This window comes from Variovorax sp. OK212 (genome assembly GCF_900112425.1).
Lineage (GTDB): Bacteria > Pseudomonadota > Gammaproteobacteria > Burkholderiales > Burkholderiaceae_C > Variovorax.
This window is the reverse complement of record NZ_FOLP01000002.1, coordinates 478,262-490,256: the sequence shown is the minus strand read 5'-3', so window position 1 is coordinate 490,256 and position 11,995 is coordinate 478,262. Positions and strand designations below refer to the sequence as shown.

General features: G+C 69.8%; 15 protein-coding genes. All 15 read right to left on the bottom strand.

The window, feature by feature from the left end:
* Nucleotide 1: 1 nt before the first annotated feature.
* Complete coding sequence (locus BM004_RS08880) at nt 2–1,465, bottom strand: TolC family protein (RefSeq protein ID WP_093212645.1); 1,464 nt, start codon at nt 1,463–1,465, stop codon at nt 2–4.
* A gap of 137 nt (nt 1,466–1,602) precedes the next feature.
* On the bottom strand, nt 1,603–2,043 hold the full coding sequence (locus BM004_RS08875; protein WP_093212643.1) for a hypothetical protein: 441 nt from the start codon (nt 2,041–2,043) through the stop codon (nt 1,603–1,605).
* 24 nt (nt 2,044–2,067) lie between these two features.
* Nucleotides 2,068–2,346, bottom strand: a complete 279-nt coding sequence (locus BM004_RS08870) for a hypothetical protein (protein ID WP_093212641.1) — start codon at nt 2,344–2,346, stop codon at nt 2,068–2,070.
* The gene (locus tag BM004_RS08865; RefSeq protein ID WP_371269117.1) at nt 2,343–3,302 is read right to left on the bottom strand and encodes a glycerophosphodiester phosphodiesterase; all 960 of its coding nucleotides are present in this window, start codon (nt 3,300–3,302) and stop codon (nt 2,343–2,345) included. The genes BM004_RS08870 and BM004_RS08865 overlap by 4 nt, the downstream gene beginning before the upstream one ends.
* A gap of 53 nt (nt 3,303–3,355) precedes the next feature.
* Nucleotides 3,356–3,898, bottom strand: coding sequence for a DUF1439 domain-containing protein (locus BM004_RS08860; protein WP_177206435.1), 543 nt, complete (start codon nt 3,896–3,898; stop codon nt 3,356–3,358).
* 164 nt (nt 3,899–4,062) lie between these two features.
* Nucleotides 4,063–5,034, bottom strand: coding sequence for a M14 family metallopeptidase (locus BM004_RS08855; protein ID WP_371268969.1), 972 nt, complete (start codon nt 5,032–5,034; stop codon nt 4,063–4,065).
* 2 nt (nt 5,035–5,036) lie between these two features.
* The gene (locus BM004_RS08850) at nt 5,037–6,017 is read right to left on the bottom strand and encodes a Bug family tripartite tricarboxylate transporter substrate binding protein (protein ID WP_093212635.1); all 981 of its coding nucleotides are present in this window, start codon (nt 6,015–6,017) and stop codon (nt 5,037–5,039) included.
* A 99-nt stretch (nt 6,018–6,116) separates the two neighbouring features.
* Nucleotides 6,117–7,010: a LysR family transcriptional regulator gene (locus tag BM004_RS08845; RefSeq protein ID WP_093212633.1), complete on the bottom strand. Its 894-nt coding sequence runs from the start codon at nt 7,008–7,010 to the stop codon at nt 6,117–6,119.
* 21 nt (nt 7,011–7,031) lie between these two features.
* Nucleotides 7,032–7,529, bottom strand: coding sequence for a GNAT family N-acetyltransferase (locus tag BM004_RS08840; RefSeq protein ID WP_093212631.1), 498 nt, complete (start codon nt 7,527–7,529; stop codon nt 7,032–7,034).
* A gap of 29 nt (nt 7,530–7,558) precedes the next feature.
* Complete coding sequence (locus BM004_RS08835; protein WP_093212629.1) at nt 7,559–8,020, bottom strand: P-loop nucleotide/nucleoside kinase family protein; 462 nt, start codon at nt 8,018–8,020, stop codon at nt 7,559–7,561.
* Nucleotides 8,021–8,249: 229 nt separating this feature from the next.
* Nucleotides 8,250–9,029, bottom strand: coding sequence for an amino acid ABC transporter ATP-binding protein (locus BM004_RS08830; RefSeq protein WP_093128290.1), 780 nt, complete (start codon nt 9,027–9,029; stop codon nt 8,250–8,252).
* Entirely contained in the window at nt 9,013–9,666 is a 654-nt protein-coding gene (locus BM004_RS08825; protein ID WP_093128291.1) for an amino acid ABC transporter permease, read from the bottom strand. The genes BM004_RS08830 and BM004_RS08825 overlap by 17 nt, the downstream gene beginning before the upstream one ends.
* Before the next feature lie 19 nt (nt 9,667–9,685).
* Nucleotides 9,686–10,348 carry an amino acid ABC transporter permease gene (locus BM004_RS08820; protein ID WP_093128293.1) on the bottom strand — a complete coding sequence of 221 codons (663 nt, stop codon included), beginning with the start codon at nt 10,346–10,348 and terminating at the stop codon, nt 9,686–9,688.
* A gap of 15 nt (nt 10,349–10,363) precedes the next feature.
* Nucleotides 10,364–11,164 (bottom strand): transporter substrate-binding domain-containing protein, encoded by an 801-nt coding sequence (locus tag BM004_RS08815; RefSeq protein ID WP_093128294.1) that lies wholly within the window; start codon nt 11,162–11,164, stop codon nt 10,364–10,366.
* Nucleotides 11,161–11,961 (bottom strand): GntR family transcriptional regulator, encoded by an 801-nt coding sequence (locus tag BM004_RS08810; RefSeq protein ID WP_093213058.1) that lies wholly within the window; start codon nt 11,959–11,961, stop codon nt 11,161–11,163. Before BM004_RS08810 ends, BM004_RS08815 begins: the two co-directional genes overlap by 4 nt.
* Nucleotides 11,962–11,995: the final 34 nt, after the last annotated feature.

The window sequence follows — 11,995 nt, the reverse complement described above, 5'->3', positions numbered from 1 at the left end:
GTCAATGGCCTCCCGCCGCGGGGGCGTCGCCGGCAGCGGCCGCGGCCGCGGTCTGCAGCGCCGTCATGCCGCCGGGCGAGCTGCCCGTGAGCACCAGTTGCAGGTCGGTGTCGGCCAGCCAGAAATCGCGCTGCGCCTCGATGCCCGCGTTCACCGCGAGCATGCTGGCGCGCGTCTCGCCCAGCAGCTCCCACACACTCGCGAGCATGCCGTTGTAGCGCAGCACCATCTCCTCGTTGACCTTCTTGCGCAGCGGCAGCACCTCGTCGCGGTAGCGCCGGGCAATGCCGTAGGCGGTGTTCCAGCCCTGCCAGGCTTCGCGCGCCTCGCTCGCGGCCAGCACGCCCACGTCGCGCACGCGCGCGGCCGACTGCAGGTACAGCGCCTCGGCGCGGCCGTTGCGCGCCTGGCCCCAGTCGAAGATGGGAATCGGCAGCGCGAGCTCGAAGCCGCGCTGCGTGCGGCGCGAGCGGTCGACGCCGTTGTCGAAGGTGGTGTTGCGCGCCACGCCCAGCTCCATCGCGTTGATGACGCTGGTGGCGTGCGTGAGGCCGAGCGAGCCGGCCACGGCGGTGTTCTGCGCCTGCGCGGAACGCACGTCGAGCCGGTCGCGCAGCGCCAGCGCCTGCACGTCGCCGAGCTCGGGCGCGGCCTTGGGCAGCGGCGGCAGGCGGTCGGGCAGGGTGTAGCCGGCGGCGCGCTCGCCGCTCAGGCCCAGCAGCCGCGTGAGCTGTTCGCGGGAGGCCACGGCGGCCTGCTCGGCGCGCGCAAGCTGCGCGGCGGCGTCGGCTAGCAGCAGCTGTTCGCGCGTGCGCTGCAGCGCGCTCCAGTTGCCGGCCTGGGCCATGCGGTGCGCGAGTTCGGCGCCGGCTTCGGCCGCTTCCTTCGCGTCGCGCAGGTACACCGCGCTCTGCTGTGCGGCCACGGCGCGCACCCAGGCGCGGCGCGTGTCGGCGGCCAGCACCAGCACGCCTTGCGCGGCCTGCAGCTTGGCCGACTCGTGGCGCTGGCCGGCCCTGCGCGCCTGCCATGGCAGCGTGAGCAGGCCCACCACGTTGAAGCTGATCAGCCGGTCGATCTCGCGCTCGCTGCCTTCGGTGAGCCGGCCGAAGGCGAACACCGGGTTCGGCAGGCTCGCGGCCTGCACGCGGTCGGCGTCGCTCAGTTGCAGCGTGGCGAAGGCGTCCTGCACGCGCGGGCTGTTGAGCAGCGCGATGCGCACGGCCGCCTCGGCGTCCAGCGGCCGGGCCAGCAGCGCGTCGACGCGCTGCTGCGAGGCCGCGTCGGGCGCGCGCTGCGCCGTGGCGCCCGCCAGCAGCGGGTTGGCGCCGACCAGCGCCTGCACGTCGGCGCCGCCGCCGTCCGGCGAGAGGCTGGCGCAACCGGCCAGCACCGCCGCCGCGGCGAGCGCGGCGGCCGGTCTTGTGAATGAAAAAGGGCTGTTGCGCACGTCAGGCGTGCGCATGTCGCTATGTTTTTCATAGCGACGGATGCCGGCCAATGGCCAGCCAACAAAGGGGTTCACGCTCGATCTCCATGAGCAAGACGATCAGCGCCGCGAGCCGGAACGGGCTCACCGCGGACGGACTACGGGCAGGGAGATCAGGAAATGGGTGGCTTCAGGCCCTGGGCGGGCTCTGCGCTGGCGAAGCGGGCCGTGCGTGCAGCGGGCTGCGCCTGGGGCGCGCCGTGCACGGTGTCGACAAGGGGCATGCCGCCGAGCGCCACCGTGTGGCAGACCTGGCAGGCGGTGCAGGTGCCGCAGCCTTGATGGTCGGCGCCGCCGGCATCGTGGTTGCCGTCATGGCCGGACATGTCCATGGCCGCGGTGTCGCCGGCATCCATCGCGCTCATCACGCTCATTGCACCCATCTCGCCCATCGCATCGTGGCAATGGGCTTCGGTGGCCGGGCCGGCCATCGAGACCGCAGTGGCGGCGGCTGCGGGCATCGAATGCCGCACCATCTCGACCGCCATCGCATCGCCGAGCCAGCCGCGGATGGGCAGCAGGGCGATCATGAGGGCGAGCAGCAGGGTGCGCATGCGGCCGGATGATAAACGCGGGTGCTAAGACACCAGTTGCGCGCGGGCCTTGTCCACCCACACCTGCAGGTTGTCGAGCAGGTCCTTCTGGCTGAACGAGCAGCTCTCCTCGCTGAACAGCGCGCTCGACTCCAGCCGGTCGAGCAGGCCCAGCAGCACCTCGCCGTAGCGCGGCGGCAGCGCGCCCAGCAGTTCGGTGCTGGCGCGGGCTTCGTTCGACAGCGTGGCAACGGCGCCGCCGCCGTCCGAGCGCAGCGCCGCGAGGCGCGCGGCGATGGCATCGAGTTGCAGCGCTGCGCTCATGGCGTGTTCTTCCCGGGTGGCGGCAGCGACAGCTCGCGCTCGCGCATCAGGTCGCGCAGCACGTCGGGGTAGTCCGTGATGATCCCGTCCGCGCCCGCGTCCATCAGCCGCAGCATGTCGGCGCGCTCGTTCACGGTCCAGGGCAGCACCTTCATGCCGAGCTTCTGCGCTTCCTTGATGACGGCGGGCGTCAGGTCGGCATGGGCCGGCGACCAGGTCACCGGGCCCGGCGCGTTGGCCGACGCGGCCCTCACCATCTGCGGCACCGACGCGAAGCTGCCCGCCTCGAGCCCGGCCGTCCAGCGGCTGTCCTTCAGGGTGCGCGGCGTCGTGAGGTAGGCGCGCGGCATCTGCGGCGCGAGCTGGCCGACCAGCGCCAGCGTGCGCCAGTCGAAGCTCTGGATGGTCACGCGGGCGGCCATGTTCGCCTTGTCGATCTCCGCGAGCAGCGCGCGCACCATCGGCTCGGGCGCCGCTGTTTCAGCGGGTTTGGCCGGGTCGATCTTGGTCTCGATGTTGAAGCGCACCGTGGCGGCCTCGGCGCCGCGCGCCTGCACGCGCGCGAACAGCGCGGCCAGCGTGGGAATGCGCTGGCCGTCGCGCGGCTGCTGCAGCGCGAACTGCTTGCCGTAGGCGCTCGACGGGTTCAGGCGGCCCACGTCGTAGGTCTGCAGCTGCGCCAGCGTGAGCGAGCGGATCGCCGCGCCGCTCTTCGGCGCAAGCCATTGGCCGTTCGCGTCGCGCGTGTGGTCGGGGTTGAGCGAGGTGTCGTGCGAGACCACCACCACGCCGTCGGCCGTGAGCCCGATGTCGAGTTCGAGCGTGTTCACGCCCAGGTCGATGGCGTTGTCGAACGCCGCCAGCGTGTTCTCGGGCGCCAGCCCGCGCCCGCCGCGGTGGGCTTCCAGGTCGAAGTGCTGCCTGGCGGCGGGCGCGATGGAGGCGCAACCGGCCATGAGCAGGGCGACAGCGAAAGGAGCCAAGGAAGCGAATCGGGGAAGCGCGCTTTTCATTTGAGTTGGACCTTGATCCCGTTGTCCTGCACCGTGATGTCGCCGATCTCGTAGGTCTTGCGCCCGACCGTGAGCTCGTCGGCCGTGAAGCTGCGCAGCACCTGGCCTTGCAGCAGTTCCTGCGCCACCACCGCGCCCACGCGCTGCAGGCGTTCGGCGTCGCGGCCCTCCACGCCCTGCAGCTCGAGCCGCTCGGCCTTGGGCTGGTCCAGCCGCAGCGCGCGCGTGGCGGCGTCGTACTTCAGCGCGCTGCTGACCGACACCAGGCCCTGCACCGGCGAGGCCGCCAGCAGGGGGCTCGCGATGGTCAGCGTGGCCGTGATGGCGGCGCGGTTGGTGGCGGCGTTCAGGCCGAGCTGCGGGTCGCGCAGGCCGACCATGAAGATCTCGGCATAGCGCTCGGCCACTGGAAAGCGCTTGGCGATCTGCGCCTGCAGCTCGTCGCGCGTGGCGGTGTATTCGCTGGTGAAGAAATTGAAGCCGGCCAGCGCCGCGAAGGGGGCTTGCAGAGCCGCGGCGCCCAGCAGCGCGCGCAGCATCCGACGGCGGGGAAAGAAGGGGGAGCTAGGGCGGATGTGCATACCGCCCAGAGCTTGCCACAGCCGGGGCGTTTCCCTGCCGCGCGTTGGAAAAACGCCGCGGCCTCAGGGCTCTGGGCGGCCGGCGGCGCGCATAGCTCAGACTGGCCGGCGGCGCGCATAGCTCAGAGCGGCCTGCGGCGCGCGTAGCGCACCACCGTCACGCCCGGCTTGGCCTGGCGCGTCGAGGGCATCACCAGCACGCAGTCGTCGTACGGCGTGGCCACGGGTTCGCCGTCGTTCCAGCCGATCACGGTGCCGGCCTGCGCGATCACCTCCAGGCCGGTGAAGGCCTTGGCGAAGCGGAAGTCCTCGCTGCGCGCGACCACCGGGCCGGTGACGTCGAGCGCCCATTGGCGCGGCGCGTCGGGCTGCAGCCAACCGGGCAGCTGGTCGGCAATGGCCGCGTCGTCGAGCGTGCCGGCCGCGCGCAGGAAGCGCGCGCACTGGTCCTGCGCCACGGCTCGGCTGGCCGTGTCGCCGTGGAAGCCGCATTCGACCAGCAGCGCCAGCGCGTCGGTGGCCGGGTCGGCGTCGGGTGCGCCGAAGCGGCCGAAGTCGCGCATGCGCACGCCGTCCTTGTGGCCCGCGTCGATCACGATGTGCTCGGGGCTGCGCAGCTGCCGCGCCAGCGCCAGGTTGCGCGGCTGCATGCCGGTGAGCGTCAGCGGCGCGGAGGGCTCGTGCATCGAATGCAGGTCGAGCAGCCAGTCGGCCTGCGCCACGTGCGGCCTCAGCGTAGCGGCGCGGCGGCGTTCGCGCGTGCCGCCGGCTTCCAGGCGGTCGGTGGACCATTGGCGGTTGAGGTCTTCGTCCACGAAGCGCGAAGCGTCGTGGTCGGCGGGGTCGAAGCTGTCGAAGGCCTCGAGGTTGCACAGCGCCAGCGTGAGGCTGCCGCGCCGCGGGCGCACGCCGGCCTCCAGCAGGCCCTTGAGCGCCCAGGCGCCGCAGACCTCGTTGCCGTGCACCAGCGCGCTGATCATCACGTGGCGCCCCGGCTGCCCGGAGGCGAAATGCCAGACGCCCTCGGTGCCGGTGTTGCCGGCGCGCCAGGCCGAGATGTCGGGCGGGGGGAGTTCGAAATCGGACGCGGACAAGCTCATTCCTTGATGTTGGCGAATTGCACGATGTTCCGGTATTTGGCGGTTTCGGTGACGAGGAACCGCTCGATGTCCAACGGCGCCAGTGGGACGACCGAGCTGGTGGCTTCCATCTTCTTGCGGAAGTCGGGCGATTGCAGCGTTTCTTCGAGTGCCTTCTTCAGCCGTGCCAGCACCGGCGCGGGCAGCTTCGCTGGCCCCATCAGCGCGAACCACACGCCGATGTCCATGCGCTGCAGCGCCGGGGTTTCGCCGAGCGCGGGCAGGTCGGGCGTGATGGCCGAGCGTTTGGCCTCGGTGGTGCCCAGCGCCACCATCTTGCCGCTGCGGATGTAGGGCAGCGCGCTGGACAGCACGAACACGCCGAAGTCGATGTTGCCGCCCAGCAGGTCGTTGGTGAGCGGCGCCACGCCGCGGTAGGGCACGTGCGTCATGAACACGCCGCCCTGCTGCTTGAGCATTTCGCCGGCCAGGTGCAACGAAGTGCCCACGCCCGAGCTGCCGTAGCTGTACTTGCCGGGGTTCTTCTTCAGCAGCGCGAGGAATTCGCCCGCGTTCTTCACGCCCGCGGAGGGCGCCGCCACCAGCACCAGTGGCTGCGAGGCGATCAGGCCGATCGGCGTGAAGTCTTTCTGCTCGTAGCGCACGCTGGCGTTCACCAGCTTGCTGATGGCGATCTCGTTGTTGGCGCCCACCAGCAGCGTGTAGCCGTCGGGCGCCGCATTGGCCACCTTCTGCGCGCCGATGGCGCCGCCGGCTCCGCCGATGTTGTCGACGATCACCGGCACGCCGAGGCGGTGCGACAGCTCCACGCCCAGCGCGCGCCCGGTCAGGTCGGTCGAGCCGCCCGGCGGGTAGCCAACCACCAGGGTGATCGGCTTGCTGGGGTAGCCGTCGGCGAAGGCGGGGGCGGCGGCCGATGCGGCAAGGCCGCACAGGGCCAGCGCAAGGCAGGAAGAAAAAGCACGGGGGAAACGCATCGTGGCCTCGGGGTTTTGAAGTGAACCCGCGAATTCTGCGAAGCCGTTCCCCGCTTCGTGGTGCCGTGCTGGCACCAGCTGGTGCCGATTGGGCCCGGGCTAGCGTGCCGCCATGGCGCGCCACACGTCTTCGGCCAGCGTGCCGAGCCGGCGCTTGGGCCGGTACAGCCGCACCTCGAAGCGCACCTCCATGCGCCGCCCGCCCGTGGGCACCAGCCGGCCGGCCTTGCAGTCGGCCTGCACCATCGACCACGGCAGCCATGCCACGCCCAGGCCGCGCAGCACGTACTCATAGAGCGCGTCGGCCGAGTCGCACTCGATGCGGCGTTTCAGCCGTGGCGCGTTCGGGTTGTTGGCGAGCAGGTCTTCCACCAGCCGCCCCATGGCCAGCGTGCGCACGTACGAGAGAAAGGGCACCTCGCCGGGCGCGTCGAAGCTGTGCGTCGCGCGGCCCTGCGCGTCGGCGCGCGATACGGGCACCAGCTTGTCGGAGGCCACCGTGACGTGCGCGAACTGCCGCCCGTCGAGCCGGAAGGTCAGCGCCGAGTGATGAAAGATCAGCGAAAAGTCGACCTCGTTGTGTTCCAGCATGCGCACCGTTTCGGCCAGCGCGCCGGTCAGCACGCGCACCTCGCCGCCGCGCAGCGCCGGCTGCAGCCGCACCAGCCAGTCGGCCATCACCGTGCGCGCCAGCGTGCGGCCCGTCACCAGCGTCACCGTGCGCGCCTCGCGCCCGGCCACGCTGTGCATTTCCTCGCGCGAACTTTCCACGCCGCGCACCATCTGGCCGGCGCTTTCCAGGAAGCTCTCGCCGGCCGGCGTGAGTGCCACCGGCGAGCTGCCGCGCTCGATGAGCGGCGTGCCGGCCCACGACTCCAGCGCGCGGATGCGGCGGCCGAAGGCGGGGTGCGTCACGTGGCGAAGCTCGGCCGCGCGCGTGAAGCTGCGCGTTTGCGCCAGCACGATGAAGTCTTCCATCCACTTGAATTGCATGGCGCGGCGCGGCTGAGGGCGTCAGTCGGCGAGCCGCGCCACGGGCAGCTCGAAGCGCGCGAAGGCACGCTCGCCCTTGTGGATCACGCTGTGCAGCACGAAGCCGTTGCGCTCGTACAGCGCGCGCAGCGGCGCGCGGTCGGCCACGCAGTCCAGCCGCAGGAAAGGGCGGCCCAGGCTGCGCGCGCGCTCGCGGGCAAAGTCCAGCAGCAGCGCCGGCACGCCGTGGCCCGCCCACGCGCGGCGCACCGCGAGCTTGTGCACATAGAGCGACGTGCCGCTCTCGATCTCGGGCCAGAAGTGCGGGTCTTCGAGGTCGAGGCGCACGACGCCGACCACCTCACCGGTCTTTCGCGCGATGAAGTAGCTGCCGGCGTCGGTGTCGTGCTGGATGCGCTCGGGTGCGATGTCGGCCGCCGACCACAGCGGCCGGCCTTCGGCGGCGATCCACTGGGCGGCTTCGTTCAACACGGCCGCGACGGTGGCGGCTTCGGTGGGCTTGGCTTGTTCGATCTGCATCGGGGCCAGAGCATAGCGGCGGCACGCCGTCAGGGGTGCCGGACCACGTCGAACCCTTCTTCCAGCGACGGCGCCGCGAAGTGGCTCGTGATCAGGTCGAACTGCGCATCCGTCGTCTCGAAGGGATGCGTGCCGCTTGCGTTGCGTGCGCGCAGGCGCTCCTTGCAGACCGCGTCGGGCACGTCCAGAAAGTGCAGCGTGTGCGCCGCGCCGGCGGCTTCGAAGATGCCGCGCATCCAGCTTCGGCTGCCCACGGTGTTGGCGGGAAAGTCGAGCACCACGGACACGCCCGCCTGCAGCAAGGCCGCCACGTGGTCCGCCATGGCCTTCCTCAGGCGGCCCGAGCAGCGCACGTAGTCGCCCAGTTCGTGGATCTCGCCCGGGTACAGCGCGTCGAGCCATGCGTCTTCGCTGACGAGCACCGTGGCGGGCGCGGCGGCAAGTTGCCGCGTGAGCGTCGACTTGCCGGCGCCGATCTTGCCGCAGACCATGTGAAGCACGGGGGCGGGGCTGCGGTTGGGGGTGGCTGTCAATTCGTTTCTCCTGGTGAGTGAGTGGCTTGAAAAAGAACCCCAGGAAACGAAAAACCCGCCTCTTGGGGCGGGTCGTGTGGCGTGAACTTGTGGAACCGCGCGCTAACCCACCATCTTTGAGATGGTGCGAATAATCGACGCGTTCTGCAGGCAGGCCATGGGCAGAGGATAGCCCAGCTTCGCGCTTTCAGTCATGCAGCGACGACAGGAACTGCTTGAGCTCGGCCGTCTGCGGGTTGCCGAACAGCTCCGCCGGCGGTCCCATTTCGTGCACGCGGCCCTGGTGCATGAAGATCACGCGGTCGCTCACCTTGCGCGCGAAGCTCATCTCGTGCGTGACCATCAACAGCGTCATGCCCTCGTCGGCCAGCGACTCCACCACGCGCAGCACCTCGCCCACCAGCTCGGGGTCGAGCGCCGAGGTGATCTCGTCGCACAGCAGCACGGCGGGCTCCATGGCCAGCGCGCGCGCAATGGCCACGCGCTGCTGCTGGCCGCCGGAAAGCTGGTCGGGCATGGCGTCGAACTTCTCGGCCAGGCCCACGCGCGTGAGCAGTTTGCGCGCCTGCGAGGCGGCTTCCAGCCCACCGCGCTTTTTCACCAGCGTAGGCGCGAGCATCACGTTCTTGCCCACCGTGAGGTGCGGGAACAGGTTGAAGCTCTGGAAGATCATGCCCACGCGCTGGCGCAGCTCGCGCATGGCCATGGCGCTCTCGTGCAGCAGCGGCTTGCCGTCGACGGTGAGCGCGCCTTCCTGGAACACCTCCAGCCCGTTGATGCAACGCAGAAGCGTGCTCTTGCCCGAGCCGCTCTTGCCGATGATGGCGATCACCTCGCCGCGCTTCACGTCCAGGTCGATGCCCTTGAGCACCTCGTTGGTGCCGTAGGACTTGCGCAGCGCGGTGATGCGAACGATGGGCGCGCCCACCGAGGTGGCGGGTTGTTGGGGTTCAAGCACGGCGGCCATGGGTTTTCCTCTCGAGGGTCTTGGCGTACAGGCTCACGGGGAAGCACAGCACGAAGTAAAGCAGGGCCACGCAGCTGAACACCACGAAGGGCTGGAAGGTGGCGTTCGAAATCATGCTGCCGGCCTTGGTGAGCTCGACGAAGCCGATCACCGACGCCAGCGCCGTGCCCTTGATCACCTGCACCAGGAAGCCGACGGTGGGCGCAATGGCGATCGTCACGGCCTGCGGCAGGATCACGTGGCGCATCTGCTCGCCGAAGCTCAGCGCCAGGCTGCCCGATGCTTCCCACTGGCCCTTGGGAATGGAGGCCACGCAGCCGCGCCAGATCTCGGCGAGAAAGGCGCTGGTGTACAGCGTGAGCGCCACGCTGGCGGCGGTCCATGCCGACACGTCGATGCCGAACAGCGCGATGCCGAAGTAGGCCAGAAACAGCTGCATCAGCAGCGGCGTGCCCTGGAAGAGCTGCACGTACAGGCCCACCGCCTTGTTCGCCACCTTGCCGCCGCGCAGCCGCAGGAACAGCAGCAGCGCGCCCACGATGCCGCCGCCGATGAAGGCGATGAGCGAGAGCACGACAGTCCAGCGCAGCGCCAGCAGCAGGTTGCGCAGGATATCCCAGAGAGAAAAATCAGACATGGGTGGTGGCCTCTTGCGTTCAGCGACCGAAAAAGAACTTCGGCCCCGCCCAGTCGAGCAGCCGGCGCAGCGCGACCGACAGCGCCAGGTAGATCAGCGTGGCGACGATGAAGGCCTCGAAGGCGCGGAAGTTGCGGCTCTGGATCAGGTTGGCCGCGTAGCTCAGCTCCTCGGTGGAGATTTGTCCGCACACCGCCGAGCCCAGCATCACGATGACGATCTGGCTCACCATGGCGGGCCACACCTTCTTGAGCGCCGGCGGCAGCACCACGCGCAGGAACACCTGCGCCTTGCTCAGCGCCAGGCTCACGGCGGCTTCGATCTGCCCTTTGGGCGTGGCCTCGATGCCGGCGCGAATGATCTCGGTGGAGTACGCGCCCAGGTTCATCACCATGGCGATCACCGAGGCCACCTCGGGCGAGAGCTTGACGCCCGCGGCCGGCAGCCCGAAGAAGATGAAGAACAGCTGCACGATGAAGGGCGTGTTGCGGATCAGCTCCACATACGTGCCCACCACCAGCCGCAGCCAGCGCGGCCCGCCCGAGCGCGCCCACGCGCAGAAGGTGCCCACGGCCATGCCCAGCACGGTGCCCACGGCCGTGAGGCCGACGGTCCACGCCACGCCGCGCAGCAGCAGCGGCCATTCCGACAGAACCGCCCCGAAGTCGAATTCGATGTTCATGGCCGCGCAGTTCGATCAGACGGGCAGGTCGCCAGCGGCCTTGCCCAGCCACTTCTTCGACATGGCGTCCAGGGTGCCGTCCTTCTTGGCGGCGGCGATGATCTCGTTGACCTTGGTCTTCAATGGGGTTTCGCCCTTGGCGACGCCGACGAAGCAGGGGCTGTCTTTCAGCAGCAGCTTGAACTCGGCGCTCACCTTCGGATTCTTGGCGAGCATGTCGCCGGCGACTGCCGCGCTGGTTGCGAGGGTTTGCGTCTGGCCGGCCACGAAGGCCGCGATGGTCGCGTTGTTGTCCTCGAAGCGGCGGTAGTCGACGTTCGACGGCGCCACCTTGTTCAGTTCCTGGTCTTCCATGGCGCCGCGCGTCACGGCGACGGTCTTGCCGGCCATGTCGGCGAAGCTGGCGAGCTTCATGCTCTTGGCCGCATACACGGCCTGGAAGAAGGGCGCATAGGCCGACGAGAAGTCGATCACCTTCTCGCGCTCGGGGTTCTTGCCGAGCGTGGAGATCACCAGGTCGGCCTTGCGGGTCTGCAGGTACGGAATGCGGTTGGCGCTGGTCACGGGCACCAGCTCGATCTTCACGCCCAGCTTGGCGGCGATGAGCTCGGCCATTTCCACGTCCAGGCCTTGCGGCTTCATGTTCTTGTCGACCGAGCCGTAGGGCGGGTAGTCGGTGGGCACGGCGATCTTGATGGTCTTGGCCTTGAGCACGTTGTCGAGTGCGTTCTGGGCCTGGGCGGCGCCGGCGGCGCCCAGCATGGCGATGGAAGCCACTGCGAGGGCGAGGTGGCGTTTGGACAGAGAGAAGGTCATAGCAGGGCTCCTAGGTAAGTCGAAGAATCAGGATCGGAATCGGAAGCGGAATCGGCGGATGGGACGGCCTTGCGGCGATCGGCTTTGGCTTTCGGCTTGGGCGCCGCGGCGGCGGTGTTGTGCAGCGGCGCCAGCGCGTCGCGCAGCTGCGCCAGCGGGTCGGTGGGCGCCTGCACGCGCAGCGCCGACTGCACCGTGCCGATGTGCGCGGCCATCAGCGCCTCGGCGCCGGCATGGTCGCCGCGCTCCAGCGCCGCGACGATCTGCACGTGGTCTTCGCACGACTGCACCGCGTCGTGCGTGGATTGGTAGAGCATGGCGATCAGCGTGGTGCGCGCCGTGTAGTCGCGCAGCGTGTCGGCCAGCAGCGTGTTGCCCAGGCATTCGGCCAGGCACACATGGAAGTCGCCCAGCAGGAAGCTGCGGTTGCCGACGTCGCTTTCTTTCAGTGCGGCCTTTTCACGCTGGAGGTGCGCCTTCAGCTGGCGCAGGGCGGTCTTCTCGATTTTTCCGGCGCTGCCCGCGCTGCGGATCAAGCCCAGCTCGATGACGCGGCGCGCCTCGAAGGCCTCGCGCGCCTCGTCCTGCGAGGGCTCGATGACGAACCAGCCGCGCCGCGCGCTCACCGTGACGATGCCGCGCGCCGCCAGCCGCGTGAGCGCCTCCCGCACGATGGTGCGGCTGCAGTCGAACAGCATGGCCAGCTGCTGCTCGCCCAGGCGCGAACCCGGCGCGAGCTTTTGCGCCATCACCGCTTCGACGATGCGTGCACTGATTTCGGATGCGGAGATGGCCATGGTCCTGCATACCAGCAGCTTCTGTGCCAACTGG